At 39.6% G+C, this 21,599-nt stretch carries 26 protein-coding genes; 25 read left to right on the forward strand and 1 reads right to left on the reverse strand.

From position 1 onward, the window contains the following. Positions 1-77: 77 nt before the first annotated feature. The 17 genes from deoB to IEV27_RS02195 all read left to right on the forward strand — a co-directional run bounded on the left by deoB (position 78) and on the right by IEV27_RS02195 (position 13,728). Positions 78-1,256: a phosphopentomutase gene (deoB, locus tag IEV27_RS02115; RefSeq protein ID WP_188375797.1), complete on the forward strand. Its 1,179-nt coding sequence runs from the start codon at positions 78-80 to the stop codon at positions 1,254-1,256. Positions 1,257-1,268: 12 nt separating this feature from the next. Beyond that, positions 1,269-2,087 (forward strand): purine-nucleoside phosphorylase, encoded by an 819-nt coding sequence (locus tag IEV27_RS02120; RefSeq protein ID WP_188375798.1) that lies wholly within the window; start codon positions 1,269-1,271, stop codon positions 2,085-2,087. Positions 2,088-2,105: 18 nt separating this feature from the next. Next, a complete protein-coding gene (locus IEV27_RS02125) occupies positions 2,106-3,407 on the forward strand; it encodes a pyrimidine-nucleoside phosphorylase (protein ID WP_188375799.1) in 1,302 nt (433 codons plus the stop codon). 121 nt (positions 3,408-3,528) lie between these two features. Further along, a complete protein-coding gene (locus tag IEV27_RS02130; RefSeq protein ID WP_188375800.1) occupies positions 3,529-4,701 on the forward strand; it encodes a D-alanyl-D-alanine carboxypeptidase family protein in 1,173 nt (390 codons plus the stop codon). Between the two features lie 91 nt (positions 4,702-4,792). Continuing rightward, positions 4,793-5,146 carry an anti-sigma F factor antagonist gene (gene spoIIAA, locus IEV27_RS02135; protein ID WP_188375801.1) on the forward strand — a complete coding sequence of 118 codons (354 nt, stop codon included), beginning with the start codon at positions 4,793-4,795 and terminating at the stop codon, positions 5,144-5,146. Then, a complete protein-coding gene (spoIIAB, locus tag IEV27_RS02140; protein WP_188375802.1) occupies positions 5,143-5,583 on the forward strand; it encodes an anti-sigma F factor in 441 nt (146 codons plus the stop codon). The genes spoIIAA and spoIIAB overlap by 4 nt, the downstream gene beginning before the upstream one ends. 9 nt (positions 5,584-5,592) lie before the next feature. Continuing rightward, entirely contained in the window at positions 5,593-6,348 is a 756-nt protein-coding gene (gene sigF / locus IEV27_RS02145; RefSeq protein ID WP_188375803.1) for an RNA polymerase sporulation sigma factor SigF, read from the forward strand. A gap of 93 nt (positions 6,349-6,441) precedes the next feature. Beyond that, the gene (locus IEV27_RS02150) at positions 6,442-7,059 is read left to right on the forward strand and encodes a stage V sporulation protein AA (protein ID WP_188375804.1); all 618 of its coding nucleotides are present in this window, start codon (positions 6,442-6,444) and stop codon (positions 7,057-7,059) included. Then, complete coding sequence (locus tag IEV27_RS02155) at positions 7,046-7,456, forward strand: stage V sporulation protein AB (RefSeq protein ID WP_188375805.1); 411 nt, start codon at positions 7,046-7,048, stop codon at positions 7,454-7,456. Before IEV27_RS02150 ends, IEV27_RS02155 begins: the two co-directional genes overlap by 14 nt. A gap of 14 nt (positions 7,457-7,470) precedes the next feature. After that, on the forward strand, positions 7,471-7,923 hold the full coding sequence (gene spoVAC / locus IEV27_RS02160; RefSeq protein WP_188375806.1) for a stage V sporulation protein AC: 453 nt from the start codon (positions 7,471-7,473) through the stop codon (positions 7,921-7,923). Between the two features lie 12 nt (positions 7,924-7,935). Next, positions 7,936-8,952, forward strand: coding sequence for a stage V sporulation protein AD (spoVAD, locus tag IEV27_RS02165; protein WP_188375807.1), 1,017 nt, complete (start codon positions 7,936-7,938; stop codon positions 8,950-8,952). After that, the gene (spoVAE, locus tag IEV27_RS02170) at positions 8,949-9,299 is read left to right on the forward strand and encodes a stage V sporulation protein AE (RefSeq protein WP_188375808.1); all 351 of its coding nucleotides are present in this window, start codon (positions 8,949-8,951) and stop codon (positions 9,297-9,299) included. The genes spoVAD and spoVAE overlap by 4 nt, the downstream gene beginning before the upstream one ends. A 25-nt stretch (positions 9,300-9,324) precedes the next feature. After that, positions 9,325-10,791: a spore germination protein gene (locus IEV27_RS02175; RefSeq protein ID WP_188375809.1), complete on the forward strand. Its 1,467-nt coding sequence runs from the start codon at positions 9,325-9,327 to the stop codon at positions 10,789-10,791. Positions 10,792-10,936: 145 nt separating this feature from the next. Beyond that, the gene (lysA, locus tag IEV27_RS02180) at positions 10,937-12,265 is read left to right on the forward strand and encodes a diaminopimelate decarboxylase (RefSeq protein ID WP_188375810.1); all 1,329 of its coding nucleotides are present in this window, start codon (positions 10,937-10,939) and stop codon (positions 12,263-12,265) included. Continuing rightward, positions 12,246-12,680, forward strand: a complete 435-nt coding sequence (locus tag IEV27_RS02185) for a peptidylprolyl isomerase (RefSeq protein ID WP_188375811.1) — start codon at positions 12,246-12,248, stop codon at positions 12,678-12,680. The genes lysA and IEV27_RS02185 overlap by 20 nt, the downstream gene beginning before the upstream one ends. 19 nt (positions 12,681-12,699) lie before the next feature. Next, positions 12,700-13,158: a M50 family metallopeptidase gene (locus IEV27_RS20050; RefSeq protein ID WP_188375812.1), complete on the forward strand. Its 459-nt coding sequence runs from the start codon at positions 12,700-12,702 to the stop codon at positions 13,156-13,158. 204 nt (positions 13,159-13,362) lie between these two features. Beyond that, a complete protein-coding gene (locus IEV27_RS02195) occupies positions 13,363-13,728 on the forward strand; it encodes a GNAT family N-acetyltransferase (RefSeq protein ID WP_188375813.1) in 366 nt (121 codons plus the stop codon). Between the two features lie 30 nt (positions 13,729-13,758). On the opposite strand, the gene IEV27_RS02200 is transcribed toward IEV27_RS02195, so the two are convergent. Then, positions 13,759-14,229, reverse strand: a complete 471-nt coding sequence (locus IEV27_RS02200) for a DUF309 domain-containing protein (protein ID WP_188375814.1) — start codon at positions 14,227-14,229, stop codon at positions 13,759-13,761. 104 nt (positions 14,230-14,333) lie between these two features. Here IEV27_RS02200 and IEV27_RS02205 point away from each other — a divergent pair, with 104 nt between their 5' ends. From IEV27_RS02205 to resB, 8 genes are all read left to right on the forward strand, one after another. Then, complete coding sequence (locus IEV27_RS02205; protein ID WP_188375815.1) at positions 14,334-15,110, forward strand: segregation/condensation protein A; 777 nt, start codon at positions 14,334-14,336, stop codon at positions 15,108-15,110. Positions 15,111-15,160: 50 nt separating this feature from the next. Beyond that, entirely contained in the window at positions 15,161-15,742 is a 582-nt protein-coding gene (gene scpB / locus IEV27_RS02210; protein ID WP_188375816.1) for an SMC-Scp complex subunit ScpB, read from the forward strand. Positions 15,743-16,331: 589 nt separating this feature from the next. Beyond that, entirely contained in the window at positions 16,332-17,369 is a 1,038-nt protein-coding gene (locus IEV27_RS02215; protein WP_188376791.1) for a D-alanyl-D-alanine carboxypeptidase family protein, read from the forward strand. After that, positions 17,357-17,947: a nucleoside recognition domain-containing protein gene (locus IEV27_RS02220; protein WP_188375817.1), complete on the forward strand. Its 591-nt coding sequence runs from the start codon at positions 17,357-17,359 to the stop codon at positions 17,945-17,947. Before IEV27_RS02215 ends, IEV27_RS02220 begins: the two co-directional genes overlap by 13 nt. Next, positions 17,944-18,459 (forward strand): spore maturation protein, encoded by a 516-nt coding sequence (locus tag IEV27_RS02225; protein WP_188375818.1) that lies wholly within the window; start codon positions 17,944-17,946, stop codon positions 18,457-18,459. The genes IEV27_RS02220 and IEV27_RS02225 overlap by 4 nt, the downstream gene beginning before the upstream one ends. A 133-nt stretch (positions 18,460-18,592) precedes the next feature. Further along, positions 18,593-19,321, forward strand: coding sequence for a pseudouridine synthase (locus IEV27_RS02230; RefSeq protein WP_188376792.1), 729 nt, complete (start codon positions 18,593-18,595; stop codon positions 19,319-19,321). Between the two features lie 53 nt (positions 19,322-19,374). Then, complete coding sequence (gene resA, locus IEV27_RS02235) at positions 19,375-19,926, forward strand: thiol-disulfide oxidoreductase ResA (protein ID WP_188375819.1); 552 nt, start codon at positions 19,375-19,377, stop codon at positions 19,924-19,926. 27 nt (positions 19,927-19,953) lie between these two features. Further along, on the forward strand, positions 19,954-21,579 hold the full coding sequence (gene resB / locus IEV27_RS02240) for a cytochrome c biogenesis protein ResB (RefSeq protein WP_188375820.1): 1,626 nt from the start codon (positions 19,954-19,956) through the stop codon (positions 21,577-21,579). Positions 21,580-21,599: the final 20 nt, after the last annotated feature.

Genomic DNA, 21,599 nt, shown 5'->3' on the forward strand with positions numbered 1-21,599 from the left:
TGTCTGACATCCTACAACTATTATTTTTTGACTATATTTTGCAAGCTTAGGGAAAGTAAACATTAGGAGGTATCGTTATGAAAACTTTTGAACGAGTATTTTTAATTGTTATGGACTCAGTTGGTATTGGGGAAGCTCCAGACGCTGAAAAATTTGATGATAAGGGGGCCAATACCCTGGGTCACATTGCTGAACATATGAATGGTTTAAATATGCCCCATATGGCTCAGCTGGGTCTCGGTAATATTCGCCCAATACAAGGCATTGAAAAAGCAGAGAGTCCTCGTGCTCACTATACAACGATGGTAGAAGCATCGAATGGGAAAGATACAATGACTGGTCACTGGGAGATCATGGGATTGAATATTCAACAACCTTTCCGCACTTTCCCTGAAGGATTTCCAGATGAGCTGCTAGATCAAATTAAAGAGAAAACCGGTCGAGGTATTGTTGGGAATAAACCGGCTTCTGGTACTGAAATTCTAGTAGAATTAGGTGAACATCATGTGAATACGGGAGACTTAATTATTTATACTTCTGCTGATTCTGTTCTTCAAATTGCTGCTCATGAAGAAGTGATTCCACCCGAAGAGTTGTATGAGATTTGTGAATATGCTCGAGAACTAACACTAGATGAAAAGTATATGGTAGGCCGTGTGATCGCCCGGCCTTTTGTAGGAAAGCCCGGTGCTTTTGAACGCACATCCAATCGTCATGACTATGCACTTAAACCTTTTGGTGAAACGGTAATGAATCATTTAGAAGATGCGAATTTTGATGTTATAGCATTAGGGAAGATTTCGGATATTTACGATGGAGAAGGGGTTACTGAGGCCATCCGCACATCTGATAACATGGACGGTATGGATCAACTTGTTGCGTCGATGGACAAACCATTTAAAGGGTTAAACTTCTTAAACCTCGTAGATTTTGATGCGAAGTTTGGCCATCGTAGAGACCCTCAAGGGTATGGTAAAGCGCTTGAAGCTTTTGATCAACGTTTACCTGAGGTCTTAGAAAAGTTAAAAGATGATGATCTGCTTCTTATTACAGCGGACCACGGCAATGATCCTGTCCATCATGGCACGGATCACACACGAGAGTTGGTACCTTTGCTCGTTTATCATAACGGGATTAAAGAAGGCAAAGAAATAGACCAGCGTCAAACATTTGCAGATATTGGAGCGACGATCTCAGATAACTTTTCTGCTAAAATGCCCGCACATGGGAAGAGCTTTCTAAAAGATATTAAGTAAGGGGAGATAAAAATGGCGATGCAAAGTAAAGAGGCAGCAACATTTATTCAGAATAAAATTAATAACGTACCAACGGTTGGGTTAATCTTGGGATCAGGTTTAGGAGTTTTAGCTGAGGAAATCGAAAATCCTACGATCATTCCTTATCATGAGATTCCCCATTTTCCTGAATCCACTGTATCAGGTCATAAAGGTCAGCTCGTGGTTGGGCAATTGCAAGGACGCCAAGTATTAGCCATGCAAGGCCGCTTTCACTATTACGAAGGTTATGATATGAAACAAGTGACATTCCCAGTGCGTGTAATGAAAGAAATCGGGATTGACACATTATTCGTAACAAATGCAGCGGGTGGAATTAATGAAGAATTCGACCCTGGAAATCTTATGGTGATCACAGATCACATTAACAATATGGGGGATAATCCATTAATGGGAGCAAATGATGAGGACTTAGGACCACGCTTTCCTGATATGTCTGAAGCCTACGATCGAGCGTTAATTCAGCATGCTGAAAACAGTGCAGAGCGACTTGGTCTGCAGATTCAAAAAGGCGTATATGTTGGAAATACAGGACCAGCCTACGAAACGGGAGCGGAAGTTCGTATGCTGCGCACGCTGGGCGGAGACGCTGTCGGAATGTCCACGGTCCCCGAAGTAATCGTAGCCAATCACGCAGGTATACGTGTCCTGGGGATTTCTTGTATCTCAAATATGGCGGCGGGGATATTGGACCAGCCTCTTACGCATGATGAGGTTATTGAAACAACAGCACGTGTAAGAGAAGATTTTCTTGGGTTTGTAAAAGATTTACTTAAAACTTTGCCGGCATAAACTAAGGGGGCGTAATACATGAGAATGGTTGATGTAATTATTAAGAAGAGAGATGGCGGAGAACTAACAAAGGAAGAGATCGAATTTTTTGTAGATGGGTATACAAAAGGTGAGATCCCTGATTATCAAGCTTCTGCGTTAACAATGGCTATATATTTTAAGGGAATGACACAAGAAGAAACAGCGACCTTAACACAAGCTATGGTGGACTCTGGTGAAACGATTGACTTGTCAGCGATTCACGGACATATTGTAGACAAGCATTCAACTGGAGGCGTAGGAGATAAGGTAACCTTTATTGTTGGTCCTCTCGTTGCTTCAGCAGGCGTTCCTGTGGCCAAAATGTCTGGTCGAGGACTAGGACACACAGGAGGAACATTAGACAAGCTTGAAGCGGTCAAGGGCTTGCAGATTGAAATGACAAAGGATGAGTTCATTGAAAATGTAAACACCCATAAATTAGCTGTTGCAGGTCAAACAGGTAATTTAGCCCCCGCAGACAAGAAACTCTATGCGTTGCGTGACGTCACAGGTACGGTTAACTCATTGCCGCTAATCGCAGGTTCCATTATGAGTAAAAAACTTGCTTCAGGCGCAGATAGCATTGTTTTAGATGTTAAAACGGGAAGCGGCGCTTTTATGAAAACACTCGAGGATTCAGAAGCACTTGCCCGTGAGATGGTGAACATTGGAAATAACTTAGGGCGCAATACGGTCGCAGTTATTAGTGATATGAATCAACCTCTAGGATTTGAAGTAGGCAATGCGAATGAAATTAGAGAAGCAGCTGAGATTCTTCAAGGTAAGAAGGTTGAAGACTTAAGAGAGTTATCATTAGAAATAGCTTCTCATATGACTGTTTTAGCAGAAGTATTTGCTACCTATGAAGAGGCCTATGCAGCACTAGAGAAAAACTTAGAAAACGGCAAAGCATTTGAAGCTTTCCGTAACTTTATTGAAGCTCAGCATGGGGATACTTCGATGATTGATGATTTAAGCTTGTTGCCTAAAGCTGCCTATGAAATTGAAGTGAAGGCTGATCGTGGTGGATACGTTGCAGAGATTGATGCTGAATCCATCGGTGTTGCGGCTATGTATTTAGGAGCAGGGCGAGCAACAAAGGATGACATCATTAATCATGGGGTAGGGATTACGTTAAATAAAAAAATTGGAGATCCCGTGCGTGCCGGGGAGGCCTTAGTTGTTCTTCATAGCGATAACGAACAAGCTGAGGATTCTATCCAAAAAGTGAAAGAGGCCTACCAGATTACAGATGATAAAGTAGACACACCGACATTAATTCATAAAGTAATTAAATAATGAATAAGAGAGAACTCCACGAGGTGGGGTTCTTTTTTTCGTGGCAGCAGATCTTATTTTTAGTATAGAACCCATAGTTAAGGGGAAAATAGGAGCACTTAAAGATGCAGGAGGTATCATTATGCATAGGTTTATAAGCCTACTATTAACCATGAGTGTTATCTGTTCAATGTTTTACCCGACTTATGTGAATGCTGAAGATAATAACAAGTCTATCGCACAGAATGCCCCATCAGCCATATTGATGGAGAAGAATAGCGGGATGACATTGTTTGAAAAAGAGGCGGATAAAGAACTGCCGCCAGCGAGTATGACCAAAATTATGACATTGCTTTTGATCATGGAAGAGCTAGACAAAGGAACGCTGTCTTTAAATGAAACGATCCGTGTAAGTGAATACGCAGCTTCAATGGGCGGTTCACAGATCTTTCTGGAAGAAGGCGAAGAAATGTCAGTCGATGATTTATTAAAAGGGGTAGCTGTGGCATCTGGTAACGACGCTAGTGTTGCCCTGGCGGAAAGAATCGCGGGAAGTGAAAAAGAATTTGTAAAAATGATGAACGATAAAGTAAAAGAACTCGGTTTGAAAAATACACATTTTGAAAACCCAACAGGTCTGCCGGCAGATAATCATTACAGTACAGCAAATGATATGGCGGTAATGGCTAGAGAATTGCTTTTGCATGAGAACATCACAGATTATACAAGTATTTATGACGATTACTTAAGAAAAGGGCAGGACAATGAATTTTGGCTTGTTAACACAAATAAGCTTATTAAATCTTACCCAGGCATGGACGGGTTAAAAACAGGATTTACGAAAAAAGCGAAATATTGCCTGACTGCTACTGCGAAAAAGGATGATCTTCATATGATTGCAGTGGTAATGGGAGCTGAAAAACCAAAAGAACGTAATGCTGCGATCACCAGCTTGTTAGATTATGGATTTGGTCAGTATGAAGGAGAACTTCTTCACTCTAAAGATGATATTCTTCATCAGATGACCAACCCAAGAGGGACTCCGCATACGCTTCCACTAAAACCAGAAAAAGATGTAGTGGTTTTAAAACGGAAAAATGAACCAAAAGGGAATTATACAACCTCTGTCACTATGAATGAAGCGGTTGATTTACCAATTAAAAAAGGAGATCATCTTGGATGGTTAACAGTTAGTAATGGAACTGAAGAGGTTTCTAAGGTGCGACTCGAAGCAGCTGAACCTATGAAGAAAGCTAACTTGCTTGAATTGTGGGAACGTTCATTTAGAAATTTAGCAGGATTTGAGAAGTTTTAGCGATTCATCACTAGTTTTGTTTTGGAGCAGGAAAATGAGCTTTTCTTTACGAAAAGACTAAGTGACTCTAATTGATAAGGAGGAACTACACTTGAGTCTTTCCGTTAATTTTATCGTTAAAGAATCCGTACTACTTGTTCGACTTGAAGGAGAACTAGATCACCATGAAGCCACAAACCTAAGAGAAGAATGGCAAGCACAGCTTGCTCAGAACAATGTAGGGCACGTCATTGTGAACTTAGAAAAGCTTACTTTTATGGATAGCTCTGGATTAGGGGTTATGCTTGGCCGCTATAAGGAAATACAAGCAGCCGGATGGGAAATGATTATTTGCTCAGTCTCACCAGAAGTGCGTCGTCTTTTTGATCTGTCAGGGATGTTTAAAATCGTCAGACTTGCCGATAATGAAGATTTTGCTTTGCAAATGTTGGGGGTGGCTTCATGAAGAACCATATGAAGATCGAATTCTCAAGTATAAGTCAAAATGAGTCATTGGCGCGTGTGGCTGTAGCCTCGTTTATTAGTCCTTTAAACCCTACGGTTGATGAATTGACGGATATTAAAACGGTTGTTTCAGAAGCTGTAACGAATGCTATCATTCATGGCTATGAGGAAAACGCCGAAGAGAAAGTAATTCTAGAGTGTTCTATAGATCAGTCTCAAATTGAAATTATTATTGAAGACTTTGGCAAAGGAATAGAAGACATTGAGGTCGCGAGAGAACCATTGTACACCTCTAAACCTGAGTGGGAACGGTCTGGTATGGGCTTTACGATTATGGAAAACTTTATGGATCAAGTAGATATTCAATCTAAGGAAAATAAAGGAACGAGAATTACGTTATCAAAGCAGTTGACTTCAACGAAGGCCATTTGTAATTAGGCTGGGGCCATGAATATGAAAACAGAAACCAAAGAGGAACGTTTATCCGACAAGGAAGTCCGTGATTTAATTAAACGAAGTCAGGCAGGGGATCAGGAAGCTCGTCACTTCTTAGTGGAAAAAAACACTCGTCTTGTTTGGTCAGTTGTTCAACGGTATTTAAGGCGTGGGTATGACCCAGATGATTTATATCAAATAGGCTGTATAGGGTTACTGAAGTCTGTAGATAAATTTGATTTAAGCTTTGATGTGAAATTTTCAACGTATGCTGTACCGATGATTATTGGAGAAATTCAGCGGTTTATCCGCGACGATGGAAGCGTGAAAGTAAGTCGAAGCTTAAAAGAAACGTATCACAAAATTCGTGTGAAAAAAGAAGAGTTACTTAAAGAACATGGACGATCTCCGACAATTAACGAATTGGCCGAAGCTCTTGAGCTGACGACAGAAGAAGTCATCCAAGCTGAAGATGCAGGTCGTTCACCGCAGTCTATTTATGAAACAGTATATGAAAGTGAAGGAGATCCCATCACTCTGGTCGATCAAATTGCTGAGGAAGACTCTCGATGGTTCGAACATTTAACGCTTCACGAGGTCATGAACACGTTAGATAAGAGGGAACGCCTTATCATATATTTAAGGTATTTTAAAGACCAGACTCAATCTGAGGTAGCGGAGCGGATTGGAATCTCACAAGTACAGGTGTCCAGGTTAGAAAAGAAAATATTAGAACAAATGAAAGAGTCAATGAGCGACTCTTCCTAGCGAAAACTACGCACCCAGCGTAGTTTTTTCTTTTGTATGAAATTGTAAAGATGTCACATACTAACGATGAGTTCTTAAGAGGCAGGCGATAGCATGACCACACCTATTTATGTTCGTATGAAACAATCCATTCGTATCCCTGTTAAGAAAGAAATTCGCCTTTATGATGTAGCTAAAGTAACGGGCACCCTGTTAAAGAAACAAACCATTGAAAACATGATTCTACATAGAATCAAAGCTGAAGATAAAAACATTATTGTTATTGATAGCTATTCTATTGTCGATCAAATCGTTTCTCGTTTTCCAGAAAGGGAAGTGGAGATTCTTGGACCTAATCAATGTGTTGTTCATATCGAGCGAAAGAAGAAGAAACCTCCATTTTTCGTCGTTTTGTTTATTTGGTTGTTACTCTTCATAGGGGCGGCCATGGCTATTATGAATTTTCATTATGATGTTGCCATGGAATCTGTGCAGCAAAAACTGCATTATATGTTAACTGGAGAAGAAGAAAAGCACCCATTATGGATACAAGTCCCCTATTCCTTAGGGCTGGGCATAGGAATGATTTTATTTTTTAACCATTGGTTTTCAAAGAAATTTAATGAAGAGCCTAACCCTATGGAAGTCGAAGTTTTCAAATACCAAGAGGATTTAGATCATTATGTAGCTATTCATGAGAATAAGGTGGAGCAGAAGGATGAAGATCGTTGAGTCGTTGATAGGGCTCGCATCAGGAATAGCTGTTGGTGCTGGCTTTGTAGCTTTCATTACTGTGCTCGGCATCGTTCCGAGACTGATGCAGCTCAGTCATACAGAATCTAAAATCATCTATTATGAGATTGCCATAATACTGGGGGTTTTTTTTGGTATTTATCTTTCGTTTGGAGACCACTCCTTTACGTTGCCTGTTGTTGGATTAATTGTGTGGGGTCTACTGCACGGGGTGTTTGTTGGTATGCTAGCTGCTGCTTTAACTGAAGTATTGAATGTATTTCCTTTATTGTTTAAAAGAATTGGAATTGAAAATTATTTGTTTATCTTGTTGATGGCCCTGTCTCTAGGGAAAATTGCGGGGTCTCTGTTTCAATGGGTACTATTTGTAAGATGAAGGAGTCGGTAATAATGCCAGGTTTTAATTCAAAAGAATATAAAAAGACGAGTCAAGGCTATCATCCAAAGCCTCCATATTTCATAAACGCACTTAAAGCTTTTGTTGTGGGTGGACTAATTTGCGTTCTAGGTGAGCTGCTTTCAGAAATGTATATCCATTGGTTTGGATTTAAAGAGAAAGATGCAGGAGATCCAACCGTAGCCACGTTAATTCTATTAGCCGCATTAGCTACAGGGTTTGGGGTGTACGATCGGTTAGGGCAATTTGCGGGTGCAGGGTCTGCTGTTCCTGTAACAGGATTTGCGAATTCGATTACCTCTGCTGCACTTGAACATAAAAGTGAAGGGCTTGTGCTTGGCGTAGCAACGAACTTGTTCAAATTGGCTGGTTCAGTAATTGTGTTTGGCGTAGTGGCTGCCTATGTTCTTGGTGTCATCAGATTTACTTGGCAGGCATTATTTTAAAGGGGGATCGTTATGACTAAAATTGGAAAACAGACGTGGGGCTATACAAAACCCGTGTATATTCAATCAACAGGTACAGCTGTAGGCCCACTTGAAGGACAAGGGCCATTAAAAGATACATTTGATAAAGTCTATAGCGAGCTGCATTGCAATGAGGATAATTGGGAGCTGGCGGAGAGAAGGCTTATGCTGGATGCCGTCAACCAATCGTTGCAAAAAGCTGGGGTGGATCAAAGGAATATAGACTTGTTTTTAGCAGGAGATTTGCTAAACCAGAATGTCACAGGAAACTATGTTGCTCGTCATTTAGGCATTCCGCTTATTGGAATGTTTGGGGCGTGTTCAACATCTATGGAAACGCTCGCTACAGGCGCAGCTTTGATCTCCAGTGGTTATGCCAAGCATGCCATTGCTGCTGTCAGTTCTCATAATGCAACAGCAGAACGTCAATTTAGGTATCCAACAGAATATGGTGGGCAGAAACCGAAGACAGCAACTTATACTGTTACTGGAAGCGGAGCGGCATTATTATCTTCTAAACCGTCAGCTGTAAAAGTAGAAGCTGCAACGATAGGTAAAGTTATGGATTACGGGATTACAGATCCATTTGATATGGGATCAGCTATGGCGCCGGCCGCATGGGATACGATAAAAACCCATTTAGAAGATATGGGGAGAGTTCCAAATGATTACGATGTCATTGCCACTGGTGACCTTTCAGCCGTTGGCTCACCTATTGTAAGAGATATGCTTAAGGATGACGGTTATAATATTTCGGAAGTACACAAAGATTGCGGTTTGCTGATCTACCATAGTGAGCAGCCAGTATTTAGCGGAGGCAGCGGATGTGCCTGCTCAGCCGTAGTTACTTATGGCAAACTCCTAAATGGGTTAAAAGACGGAACCTACAAACGGATTCTCGTGGTGGCGACGGGGGCTCTTATGAGTCCAATGATGCTGCAGCAAAAAGAATCCATTCCTGGCATCGCTCACGCAGTCGTATTGGCGAAAGAGGAGGGATATGAATGACTTTTTTATGGGCTTTTATAGTGGGTGGATCGATATGTGTGATTGGTCAACTGCTTCTTGATATCGCTAAACTGACACCAGCTCACGTCATGTCTTCTTTTGTGGTGGCAGGTGCAGTTCTTGATGCGTTTGATTTGTATGATAACTTAATTGAGTTTGCTGGTGCGGGAGCCACGGTTCCAATCACAAGCTTTGGACACTCGCTTTTACATGGAGCTATGGAACAGGCTGATGAACATGGATTTATCGGGATCGCTATCGGAATTTTTGAATTGACGTCAGCTGGTATTGCTTCTGCTATATTATTTGGATTTATTGTAGCTGTTATTTTTAAACCTAAGGGGTAACGGGATAGAAAGGAGATCTCATCACATGCCAGCTCCAAAAGATACGCCGATAGTTATGAAAATCGAACAAAACCGCTCCATTATGCATGAAAGGTTAGGTATTGGTAAATCCTTTGACGTGGGCTGCCGAACATTAAACATTTTAGGTCATGAAGTGGACCTTTATTACGTAAATGGTCTTTGTGAGTCGCCTGTAATTGTAAACCTTTTGAGGCAGCTATTTGAACTAAATGAAGGTACAAGAGATAAAAAGTCGGCTTTTAAGCATATTTATAATGATCTGGCGCATCAGCAGGTAGAAGTGGAAGACAAAATTGAAAAGTGTGTGACCCAAGTCCTTTCTGGTCTAATTGCCATCTTTGTGGAAGGTGAAGCAGAAGCTATTATAGTGGATGTGCGGGCTTACCCCGGGAGAACACCTGAGGAACCAGATACTGAAAAAGTCGTTCGAGGATCTCGTGATGGATATACGGAGAATATTATAGAAAACACAGCCCTTACTCGAAGAAGAATAAGGGATGATCGATTAAGAAATGAGCTTCTTCAAGTTGGAAAACGATCAAAAACAGATATTTGTATCTCTTATATTCAAGATGTAGCAGATCCTGGACTGATTCAATTAATTAAAGATGAATTACAGCAAATTGATATTGATGGGTTATCCATGGCGGATAAATCGATTGAGGAGTTTTTAGTTAAACAAGGATATAATCCATTTCCTTTAGTGAGATATACAGAAAGGCCGGACATTGCATCTGCTCACTTATTAGAAGGGCACGTCATTATTATGGTTGATACTTCTCCGAGTATGATTATTACGCCAACCACTTACTTTCACCATGTACAGCACGCTGAAGAGTATCGGCAGTCACCTGCAGTAGGTACTTTTATTAGATGGGTAAGGTTCTTTGGATTATTTTCTTCTGTATTTCTCTTACCTCTTTGGATGTTGTTTGTTATTCAGCCTGACCTCTTACCAGAATCTTTAGACTTTATTGGACCTAATGAAGAAAGTACACTACCTATCATCATACAATTACTCATCGCTGACTTAGGGATCGAGATGTTACGAATTGCTGCCATTCATACACCGACACCTCTCTCTACAGCTATGGGTTTAATCGCCGCTGTTCTCATTGGTCAAATTGCCATTGATGTCGGATTATTTGTACCAGAGGTTATTTTGTATGTAGCCGTTAGTGCTATTGGATCCTATGCCACACCGAGTTATGAACTTTCCGTTTCTAACAAAATGTCCCGCCTTACTATTCTGGGATTAGCGGCGTTGTTTGGATTAAGCGGCTTCGTTATAGGCTGTACATTGTATATCCTTCTATTAGCGCGTACGAAATCTCTTAACACGCCATATCTATGGCCTTTCTTACCTTTTAATGCCAAAGCTTTTGGGCAGATATTAGTAAGAATGTCTGTACCTTTAGGTAAAATTAGACCGAGTATTGTTCACCCGCAAAATAATCATAGACAAAGATAATTGCCCGTTTTTTCAACATGTGATAAATTTAATATAATTTTAAATGTTCCTTTATCAAGAAGGAGCATTTTCTTTTGTGTTGGAAACTAACCATTTAAAATTTAAAGATATAAACATAATCTACATTTTGGAAAGGCGGAGCAACATGAGGCGTGAAATCAATGATCAAGGTAAGCTTCTTATTGGGGGGATCCCTGCTTCTGTGATTGCGGAAACTTATGGAACCCCTGTATATGTATATGACGTTGCAAGAATTCGTCAAAATGCGAGGGCATTTGTTCAAACATTTAAGAAACATAATATCCCGGCGCAAGTAGCCTATGCAAGTAAAGCCTTCTCATCTATTGCCATGCTAGAGGTAGCTAATCAAGAGGGGTTAAGTTTAGACGTAGTATCTGAAGGTGAACTACATACTGCCATACGTGCTGGCTTTCCAGTAGAGAAAATTCACATGCATGGGAATAATAAAAGTCTTGCAGAACTCCAAATGGCCGTAGAGTATAATATAGGCTGTGTTGTTGTTGATAACTTTTATGAAATCGCGCTGTTAACTGACGTATTAGCTGAAAAAGAAAAATCAATGGATGTTCTTCTACGCGTAACTCCAGGAATTGAAGCTCATACCCATGACTATATTCTAACTGGTCAAGAAGACTCTAAATTTGGTTTCGACTTATCTAGTGGACAAGCTGAAAAGGCGTTTCAGCTATTAAACGCGAACGATCAAGTAACTGTGAAAGGCCTTCACTGTCACATAGGATCTCAAATTTTTGAGACAAGCGGCTTTACATTAGCTACGCAGAAACTTTTCGAAACAATGAAAGACTGGCGTGAGCGTTTTAACTACAATGCTGATGTGTTAAACCTAGGCGGCGGCTTTGGTATTCAATATACAGAAGAGGATGATCCTCTCGAGCTCGATCAATATGCTATCGCCTTAATAGATGAAGTAAAACTTCAATCTGAGAAGCTGAATTATCCAATGCCTGAAATTTGGATTGAGCCGGGTAGAGCTATTGTTGGGGATGCAGGAGTTACCTTATACACGATGGGTTCCATTAAGGAAATTCCGGGAGTAAGGACTTATGCTTCTGTAGATGGCGGAATGACTGACAACATCAGACCAGCCCTATACCAAGCTAAATACGATGCCGTTTTAGCTGATAAAATGCACCAACCTGCTGAAAAGGAATATGCTATTGCTGGTAAGTGCTGTGAATCGGGAGATATGCTATTATGGGATGTGAAGCTCCCTAACGTTGAACCCCATGATTTAATGGCCGTATTCAGTACAGGCGCTTATGGATATGCTATGGCTAATAATTATAATCGCTTTGGTAAAGCTGCTGTAGTGTTTGTAGAAAATGGGGAGCATCAACTTGTTGTGAGAAGGGAAGACTTTGAGGAAATTACAAGATTAGACTTATCTTATACGAAGCAGGAGGAGAACAATTATGAAACAAGCAACGATTGAATTTGAAAATGGTGAAAAGCTAAAGGTTGAACTCTACGATGAAGCAGCTCCTAATACAGTTGAAAATTTTGAAAAGCTGGCTAATAACGAATTTTATGATGGATTAACTTTTCACCGTGTTATACCGGATTTTGTGATCCAAGGTGGAGATCCAAATGGAAACGGTACAGGAGGACCTGGCTATACCATTAAGTGTGAAACAGAAGGCAATCCTCATAAACATGAACGCGGAACTCTTTCAATGGCTCATGCTGGAAAAGATACAGGAGGCAGTCAATTCTTTATCTGTCATTCACCGCAGCCTCACTTAGACGGCAGACATACGGTTTTTGGAAAAGTGATCGAAGGTGTAGAAACCGTGGATCGTGTAAGTCCTGGTGATGTGATGCAGCGAGTAAGAGTTGAAGATGAGTAAATAAAAATCGATTATTAACATGATTGGATTACTATTTTTTCTATTGTTGGTCGCAGCCCCAATTGCTCTAGTTATACATGAACTTGGTCATATCATTACTGGTGCTCTATGTGGAGCTCGCTATTCAGTATTGACCATTGGAACCGGACGTTCTATAATACGTATTAAATTCCAAAAATTGCACATAATTATAGGTAGTCTATTTTTTATTGGGGGACACTCCATAAATGTAAAGGAACCTGAATTTACCAGATTACAGAAAGTCTTAATAAGCAGTGGGGGACCATTAGCAAATGGTGTGATTTGCGGTCTCCTCCTTATATTCCCTAATAGTAATGAAATAGAAGTGATCCATTTATTTTTCTTGTTTAATCTTTATCTGGCCGTTGTGAACCTTATCCCTTTTCGGATAGGTGAGCGTAAATCTGACGGTTATTTAATCTTGAAGAATTTAAACGGGAATTGGGTTGAATCTTGAATTGTTTTACAGTATCCTAATGCCTAGGCTTGAATGAAGGGTAGTGGGGACTGGCAATGAAAAAGAGAAATTGGATCCTCTTTACGATATTATTCATTATGAGTTTGTCCTGGGGCGTATATTATTGGTTCGGTATCGTCATGTAATCACTAGCGTATTTTAATAGTTTTACAAAAATTTTATTGAGCAATACGAGGGGTTATTATGTTAATTCGATTTAAAAAGTCATTTGAAAAAATCGCAATGGGTCTTCTTTCTTTTATGCCTGAATGTAAAGATGTACGCAGGCTTCAAGACACTATACAAGAGTACGAACAGAATCCAAATTGGCACCTTTATTTATGGAAAGAGGAAGATATACTCGGAACTGTAGGTGTACGTACAGAAGGTGATACAGCTTATATACAGCATGTTTCTGTTAATCCTTCTCATCGTAATTTAGGGATAGGGAAGAAGATGATATTAGCTGTTCAGGAGCAATTGGAAAAAGAATATCAAGTCAGACCAGATGAAACTACAGAAGCTTTTTGTGATAAATGTGAAATGGAAAGCTCATCATCAAAGGTATAAAAGGAGACGCCTAAACGAGGGCGTCTCCTTTTAGGTTCTGTTCCACTTTATGTGCCTGTGAATTAATTTCTCGTCACTTAAATCACTAGGCTGGCCATAAGGAACATTCCATTCGATGCATATTCTTTTTACATACTGCTGTAATTCAGGTTCATTTATTGGCAGCATTACGCTTTTATAAGGTGCTTTTCTTTCAATGTTGTTTTTTACAGAGGTTGACAACTTGTGCAATTCTTGAGCGTTTATCCCAAGCGTATAAATGCGGTCGTAATTGGAAGGCAGTTTCTCTATTGTTTTATTGATAAGAATGAGTGCTCCCTTTAGATTTCCTCTTCTATAATGATAGAGTGTAACAGCAAATTGGATAAATAAAACCCACACTGAATTTCGGCAGCCCGGTTCCACCTCTTTCCAATACTCCTCTAATACCTCGTGGCATTCAAAATAATCACGAGTTCCGTGAAAATGAGCGAGGAATTCAATGTAAGATTTAGGGTACATTTCCATACTCCCTTCTTAATTTGCGAGATCGTATTAACGGTTTGCATAATTTCTGATACTATTATTTCAGTAAGTAAACTTCTGAATACAAAGGACAGAATACTATGACAGATCGTTATCATGTTAAACTTGAAGGATTCGAAGGTCCGCTTGACCTTTTACTTCATTTAATTAATCGCTATGAAATTGATATATATGATATCCCAGTTTCTACTATAACAGAGCAATATATGAATTACATTCATGCGATGCAGGAATTAGAATTAAATGTTGCAAGCGAGTATTTAGTAATGGCCGCTACACTGTTAGCAATTAAGAGCCAGATGCTGCTACCTTCTCCATCTCTGAATGATGAGTTTGTTGATGAAGAAGCTGAGGACCCTCGGGAAGAATTAATCAATCGACTTATTGAATATAAGAAGTATAAAAACGCTGCTGAAGATTTAAAGAATAAAGAATTGGAAGAAAACCGAATATACACACGTCCACAAATGATCATTGAACACAACGAGGGGGAAGAAGTACCGATTACCCCGGGAGAAGCTTCTGTATTTGAAATGGTAGAAGCGGTTCAACGGTTATTAAAAAAAAGTAAACAAAAAACGACTAATGAAACAAAAATAAAGCGCGATGAAGTATCTATTCAGTTAAGAATGGATGACATTCTAAAAAAAGTTGAAGTTTCAACAGAGGGCACTCGCTTTTATGACTTGTTTGAAGAACATACGAGGTCGCACGTAGTTGTTTCATTTATCGCGATATTAGAATTAATGAAAAACAATGATATCATTTGTACGCAATCTAATCACTTTGATGAATTAATGATATTTCGTACATTAGAACAAGAGGAAACAAATGTAATAGATGTTGAACAAAACTGAAGAACGATTTTCAGCCCTTAGGTTTCATGTTAGATCGATGGAGGAACATAATGAATAATGACGAAAGAAAAGCACTCATAGAAGGATTACTCTTTGCTTCTGGTGAAGAAGGAGTATCCAAAAATAAACTCACTCAAATAATGGATTGTACGCTGCGGACGTTGAACGAGCTACTCGAATCTCTATATAAGGACTATGAAAGTCCAGGTCGTGGAATCAAAATTATGGAATCAAACGGCACTCTTCATCTTACTACGAAACCAGAGCATGCAGCTTACTATGAACAATTGCTCAATACGAAAGGGTCCACGAGACTTTCACAAGCATCGCTCGAGGTATTAGCTATCATAGCTTATCGTCAGCCTATTACTAGAATTGAAATTGATGAACTTCGAGGAGTTAAAAGTGATCGTGCTGTACAGACGCTTGTAAATCGAGGTTTAATTGAAGAAAGAGGGAGAAAAGAAGCGGTAGGACGTCCCGTGTTATTTGGTACGTCAACTGCTTTTCTTACCTATTTTGGCTTGTCTTCAATTGAGGAGCTGCCACCTATAGAAGAATTTCGTGAAGATGAGAATGTAGAAGATGAAGCTGACTTGTTCTTTGAAAACTTCTCTGATGAAGAAAGTTAACGTTTTTAGCGGTCAAAATCAGATCGGAGGGGAAACGAATTTTAAAATTTATACAGGCATATGGCCAGTGCAGCAAGAATGATGTTTCGATTTGTTCTTCCATTGTTTTTTACGTAGATAAAGGAAAGGAACAATCATTTGAAGTAAGGTACCCTGAAAATACACAAGAAGAAATTACAAATCGATTTTCAATTCCTAAAGAAACCATTGTACACATCGTTTCACTAGCTTGCCTTATTAAATATCCCGAATACAAACATCGAACGAGCATCTTATTAAAAAAAGAAGAAATCTTACTCGTATTTGAAGATCTTCACTTACTTTCAATCCAGAACCTTTATCGGGATATTCAGGAGCTTGGGGAAGTTGAGCTTGAATCCACTTTAGCTTTTTTTGACCAATCTTAATAGGTCGTTTTATCTTTCTTCTCCATTCACTCATAAGACTGCGAATCTTACTCGCAGTCTTTTTTTCGTTCTCATAAGCTTGTACTCTTTTGCATAAGGATAAGCAAGAGTAGAAGATTGGAGGAAGATCTCTTTTGAAAACGATCATTTATACGATAGTCATCGTATTTATTTGCGTATGTATGATAAAACCTAATCCTACCTATTCCTCACCCAGTTTAGATGTTTCAGCAGAGCACGCTGTGCTTATGGATGCTCAATCAGGAAGGGTATTATTTGAAAAGGATAGTTACACTCCTTCTTTAATTGCAAGTACAACAAAAATCCTTACAGCCATAATTGCTATTGAATCCGGTAAGATGGATGAGGACGTAGTTGTAAGTGAGAGTGCCATACGCACAGAGGGATCATCTATTTATTTAACAGAGGGTGAAAAAATAAAGCTTGAAGACTTGGTTTATGGGTTAATGCTGCGTTCTGGGAATGATTCTGCAGTGGCAATAGCGGAACATGTTGGGGGAAGTATTGAAGGGTTTACTTACCTAATGAATGAAAAAGCAGCATGGCTGGGTATGGAAGCTTCAAATTTTGAAAATCCTCATGGACTGGATGGGGAGAACCATGTATCAAGCGCATATGACCTGGGGCTGTTAATGGCATATTCTATGAAAAATGAGACATTCAGAGAGATAACAGGAAGTACTTCATACAAATCTGAGAATCGTACATATTCCTGGCAAAATAAAAACAAGTTACTAACGATGCTGTACGACCATACGACAGGCGGTAAAACAGGATTTACAAAAAGAGCGGGAAGAACGCTAGTGAGCAGTGCAGAGAAGGATGGAATGGAATTAATAGCTGTTACGCTAAATGCACCAAGTGATTGGAATGATCATGAGCGTATGTATGAGTGGGGTTTTGAGAATTTTGAGACCTATAAGTTACAGGAAGAAGGCTACACAAAAGAACATGGTAAACGCAGTTACCTGCCAAAGGATATTCATTTTCCGTTAACGGAACAAGAAAAAAAACAAATCACAGCCGTTTATGAACCTAATACATTAGATAATTCCTATGAAGGCGTTAGAGCCTATCGCTTAAATGACCAATTAGTAGCTGAATCGTTTGTGCTATCTAAACGTCCTGTGCAACCCTGGTTGCCTAGCAGTTTGTCATTTTTTAAACGAATGGTGGGGGTGGAGCCATGGTCAACTTAATCTGGGTGATCTTGGCAGGAAGCGGTATTCTTTATGCTGGGTTTAATGGAACAATGAACGAGGTAAATAAAGCTATTTTTGAAGCAGTGGATGAAAGCGTCATGATCGCCCTTAGTTTATTAGGGGTACTTGTATTTTGGCTAGGGTTAATGAAAATTGCAGAAGAAGCAGGTCTTTTAAGGGGGTTGGCAAAGCTTTTTAAACCATTTGTCAGAAGAATTTTCCCTGAAGTTCCCTCGAATGACCCTGCTATCGGATATATCCTGTCAAATATGACGGCTAACATGTTTGGTTTAGGAAATGCCGCGACACCCATGGGCCTTAAGGCAATGAAAGAACTCAAACGTCTTTCGGGCAATAATGAAGCGAGCAGATCAATGATTACGTTATTAGCTATTAATACATCTTCATTAACTATTGTGCCAACTACTGTGATCGCCATTCGTATGAAATATGACTCCATTGATCCTACTAGTATAATTGGAGCAACCGTTCTTGCTACAGTGATATCTACTTTGGCCGCGCTATTAATTGATCGTTTCTTTTATTATCGACGCCAAAGGTTAGGTAGAGCATGATGAGTGTCTGGCTAATTCCTGCGATTATACTTATTATATTAGTCACAGCTACGATTAAACGTGTACCTGCTTATGAAGTATTTGTTGAAGGAAGTAAAGAAGGTATACAGCTGGCCATATCCCTTTTACCGTTTTTATTAGGAATGATGGTTTCCATCGCTATATTTCAAGCGTCTGGGGCCATGGATGCCGTGCTTAGCATATTTAAACCATTAATGATGATGCTTGGTGTTCCGGAACAAATTTTACCATTAGCGATGATTCGTCCCATTTCAGGTACGGCGGCCTTAAGTATGACCACTGAACTCATCCGCACTTTTGGACCTGATTCGTTAATTGGACAAATGGCGTCTGTCATGCAAGGAAGTACAGACACGACGTTATATATAATTACAGTCTACTTTGGAGCGGTGGGAATTCGAAAAATGGGGGATGCTTTAAAGGTTGGACTTCTAGCCGACTTAGTTGGTATAATAGCCTCAATAATCATCGTTATTATTTTATTAAGCTAATCGAATAATATCTTTGTTCAATTTATGTTAAAGTATGTATAATAGTGAAGAGATTAAGCCGCGCTGGACTTGCCTAGCGTGGCTTCCTGATGTTTACGATAAAAAGAATTAGGAGGACTTTCCTATGTCCAAATTGGAACGTCTGCAAAAAGTGATGGCCCACGCTGGGGTCGCATCGCGAAGAAAAGCAGAAGAAATGATTAAACAAGGTAAAGTAAAAGTAAATGGTGATGTAGTGAAGGAACTTGGCACTAAAGTTGGTCCAAACGATGATGTAGAAGTTGAAGGCGTCCCTTTAGTAAAAGAAGTCCCTGTCTATTATTTGCTTTATAAACCTAGAGGGGTTATTTCTAGTGTGAAAGATGATAAAGGACGTAAAGTAGTAACCGATTACTTACCGGAGGTAGAGGAAAGAATTTTTCCTGTGGGTCGCTTGGATTATGATACCTCCGGTGTTCTTCTGCTTACAAATGATGGGGAGTTTGCAAACTTGCTGATGCACCCTAGTCATGAAATTGACAAAGTTTATATTGCTAAAACAAAAGGGATACCAACTGCAGAAGAATTAAAAAGTTTAAAAAAGGGCTTAACCATCGACGGGGAATATATGAAGGCTGTTCATTCTAAAGTAATGTCAACTGACTCCAAAAAGAATACGGCTATCGTTAAACTTATCCTGCACGAAGGAAAAAACCGTCAAGTACGTAAAATGTTTGATGCATTAGGGTATCCTGTAGATAAATTGAAGAGAGAACGCTTTGGAAGCATTACATTACAAGGGATGAACGCGGGTGATTGTCGTCCATTAAAACCTCATGAAGTAAAACAATTACGTCAAGCAGCTGAAGAAAATGTTAAATAATTTTCAAAAATTCCATAGCTCATCAATGATATAATGGTCTGGGAGTGAAAGCTATGAAGGAAAGCACATTAAAAAAGAAAAAGAAACGGCTTGTTTTTCGCTCGGTCATGCTGGCTGTCATGGTGGGACTTATTGCATTTGCGCTAATATCTAACAACAATAGCGATAAAAGCGTCGTTGCTAAAGGCGAAGAGCCGCCTGACTTCAAGTTAAAAAAATTCGGGACAGAGGAAACGGTGTCACTAAGCGATTATGAAGGACAGGGAGTTATGATTAACTTTTGGGCTACGTATTGTGAACCATGTAAAGATGAAATGCCATATATGGAAGAGTTATACGACGACTATAAGGAGCAGGGTGTAGAAATACTGGCGATTAACCTTGACTCTACAGATCTTGTTGTGCAGCGCTTTCTTGATCGATATGGACTGAGTTTCCCAATTTTACATGACAAAGATGGCCAGGTAATGGATGAATATAACGTGGGACAATTGCCTTCTACATTATTTATTAACCCTGAAGGGGAAGTAGAAGAACAGGTAGTCGGTCCTTTAACCTTAGACAGACTCGAAGGCTATCTGAACGAAATTACACCTGAGAGTTAAGTTCGTATGAAATTGTGAGGTTTTACTATGAAGAAGATTACATGTGAATGCGGACATGTGAACCCTGAGGGGACGGTGTTATGTGAGTCATGCGGGAAACCCGTTGAAGACAACCAGCATCTAAATGGGAATGATGAACAGCATCTGCTAAACATGAGATACGATGGAAGTGCCAGACGATCACAAACTTACAATCGTACGTTAGTTGATAAAGTATGGAATTTCTTCTCCTCTGTTAAAGTTGGTGTTTGGTTAATAGTGATTACGTTAATTGCATCTGCTGTCGGCACCATTTTTCCCCAAGAGATGTATATTCCACCAGGTTCGAATGCCGCCACACATTATCGAGATCAATATGGCTTAGCGGGTCAGATTTATTATCAATTAGGTTTTCATAATTTATATACCTCTTGGTGGTATATGATCCTGCTAGCTTTGATCGGTATTTCTATTGTTATCGCCAGCTTGGATCGGTTTATTCCACTATACAAAACGTTGAAAACTCAAAAACCTCAACGACATGATTTGTTTCTGAAAAAACAGCGGATCTTCGGGAAGACAGATTCAACTGAAGTGGATATGGATTTACTTAAGCAAAATTTAAAAAAGCATCGATTTAAAGTGAGAGAAGAAAATGGAAATCTGTTAGCGGAAAAGAATCGTTTTTCAAGATGGGGTCCCTATGTCAACCATATTGGCCTTATTATCTTTTTGCTTGGTACTTTACTTAGATTTGTTCCTGCCTTTTATACCGATGATTTCATCTGGGTGAGAGAGGGAGAAACGAAGGTTATCAATGGGACAGATGGTCAGTATTACATCAAAAATGAAGAGTTCATATTAGAAAATTATGATGAAAATGATGAACGTTTCCAAGAGGCAATTCAAAGAAATGGCCAGCCTGTACCTAAGACATATCAGACGAATGCAACGATTTATGAGAGGACAGATGAAGTAGTAGTTGGGACTGATCCCGAACTAAAAGAAATCAAGCAAGCACAGGCTAGAGTCAACCATCCTATAAAGTTTGAAAACTATACGCTTTATCAAGCTAGTTATCAACAAAATGAATTTAAAGATATGACCTTTAAATTACATGACATGGATGATGAAGATACAACGTACGGAGAATTTACAATTGACCTAAGTGATCCTAAATCCGAATATGAATTAGACGATGGATATAGAGTTGTGCTCGATTCTTATTTTCCAGAATATGAGTTAGATGATGGTCAGCCTGTTTCTAAGTCTAAATTTCCCAAAAATCCAGCATTCGTATTTAATGTTTATCCACCCGGCGAGTCAGAACCTGAAGTTAGTTTTGCTGGAATTGGAGCAAATGTGGATGGATCAGGAGAAAATGAGCATAAAGTTGGTTTAGTAGACTTCGATGTTAGAGATGTTACGGGGCTTACCATAAGAAAAGACTATACCCTGCCATTTATCGCCTTAGGAGGGGCTATATTCATGATTGGTGTTATTCAAGGCATGTACTGGAACCACCGTCGGATTTGGATTAAGCCTAAAGAAAATGGAGTTTGGATTGCTGGTCATACAAATAAAAACTGGGTAGCCCTAAAGAGGGAAATAGACAAGGTGATCGAAGATACAGGAGTAACTTCTCCAACCGATCAACAAGAACTGAAAGGCTAGCCTGCATGAGACAAATAAGG

Source organism: Halobacillus andaensis (assembly GCF_014636475.1).
Taxonomy (GTDB): domain Bacteria; phylum Bacillota; class Bacilli; order Bacillales; family Halobacillaceae; genus Halobacillus_A; species Halobacillus_A andaensis.

Coding starts and splice junctions, on each gene's coding strand:
- deoB (WP_188375797.1), top strand. CDS start 78: ATGAAAACTTTTGAACGAGTATTTTTAATTGTTATGGACTCAGTTGGT.
- IEV27_RS02120 (WP_188375798.1), top strand. CDS start 1,269: ATGGCGATGCAAAGTAAAGAGGCAGCAACATTTATTCAGAATAAAATT.
- IEV27_RS02125 (WP_188375799.1), top strand. CDS start 2,106: ATGAGAATGGTTGATGTAATTATTAAGAAGAGAGATGGCGGAGAACTA.
- IEV27_RS02130 (WP_188375800.1), top strand. CDS start 3,529: ATGCATAGGTTTATAAGCCTACTATTAACCATGAGTGTTATCTGTTCA.
- spoIIAB (WP_188375802.1), top strand. CDS start 5,143: ATGAAGAACCATATGAAGATCGAATTCTCAAGTATAAGTCAAAATGAG.
- sigF (WP_188375803.1), top strand. CDS start 5,593: ATGAATATGAAAACAGAAACCAAAGAGGAACGTTTATCCGACAAGGAA.
- IEV27_RS02150 (WP_188375804.1), top strand. CDS start 6,442: ATGACCACACCTATTTATGTTCGTATGAAACAATCCATTCGTATCCCT.
- IEV27_RS02155 (WP_188375805.1), top strand. CDS start 7,046: ATGAAGATCGTTGAGTCGTTGATAGGGCTCGCATCAGGAATAGCTGTT.
- spoVAC (WP_188375806.1), top strand. CDS start 7,471: ATGCCAGGTTTTAATTCAAAAGAATATAAAAAGACGAGTCAAGGCTAT.
- spoVAD (WP_188375807.1), top strand. CDS start 7,936: ATGACTAAAATTGGAAAACAGACGTGGGGCTATACAAAACCCGTGTAT.
- spoVAE (WP_188375808.1), top strand. CDS start 8,949: ATGACTTTTTTATGGGCTTTTATAGTGGGTGGATCGATATGTGTGATT.
- IEV27_RS02175 (WP_188375809.1), top strand. CDS start 9,325: ATGCCAGCTCCAAAAGATACGCCGATAGTTATGAAAATCGAACAAAAC.
- lysA (WP_188375810.1), top strand. CDS start 10,937: ATGAGGCGTGAAATCAATGATCAAGGTAAGCTTCTTATTGGGGGGATC.
- IEV27_RS02185 (WP_188375811.1), top strand. CDS start 12,246: ATGAAACAAGCAACGATTGAATTTGAAAATGGTGAAAAGCTAAAGGTT.
- IEV27_RS20050 (WP_188375812.1), top strand. CDS start 12,700: ATGATTGGATTACTATTTTTTCTATTGTTGGTCGCAGCCCCAATTGCT.
- IEV27_RS02195 (WP_188375813.1), top strand. CDS start 13,363: ATGTTAATTCGATTTAAAAAGTCATTTGAAAAAATCGCAATGGGTCTT.
- IEV27_RS02200 (WP_188375814.1), bottom strand. CDS start 14,229: ATGTACCCTAAATCTTACATTGAATTCCTCGCTCATTTTCACGGAACT.
- IEV27_RS02205 (WP_188375815.1), top strand. CDS start 14,334: ATGACAGATCGTTATCATGTTAAACTTGAAGGATTCGAAGGTCCGCTT.
- scpB (WP_188375816.1), top strand. CDS start 15,161: ATGAATAATGACGAAAGAAAAGCACTCATAGAAGGATTACTCTTTGCT.
- IEV27_RS02215 (WP_188376791.1), top strand. CDS start 16,332: ATGATAAAACCTAATCCTACCTATTCCTCACCCAGTTTAGATGTTTCA.
- IEV27_RS02220 (WP_188375817.1), top strand. CDS start 17,357: ATGGTCAACTTAATCTGGGTGATCTTGGCAGGAAGCGGTATTCTTTAT.
- IEV27_RS02225 (WP_188375818.1), top strand. CDS start 17,944: ATGATGAGTGTCTGGCTAATTCCTGCGATTATACTTATTATATTAGTC.
- resA (WP_188375819.1), top strand. CDS start 19,375: ATGAAGGAAAGCACATTAAAAAAGAAAAAGAAACGGCTTGTTTTTCGC.
- resB (WP_188375820.1), top strand. CDS start 19,954: ATGAAGAAGATTACATGTGAATGCGGACATGTGAACCCTGAGGGGACG.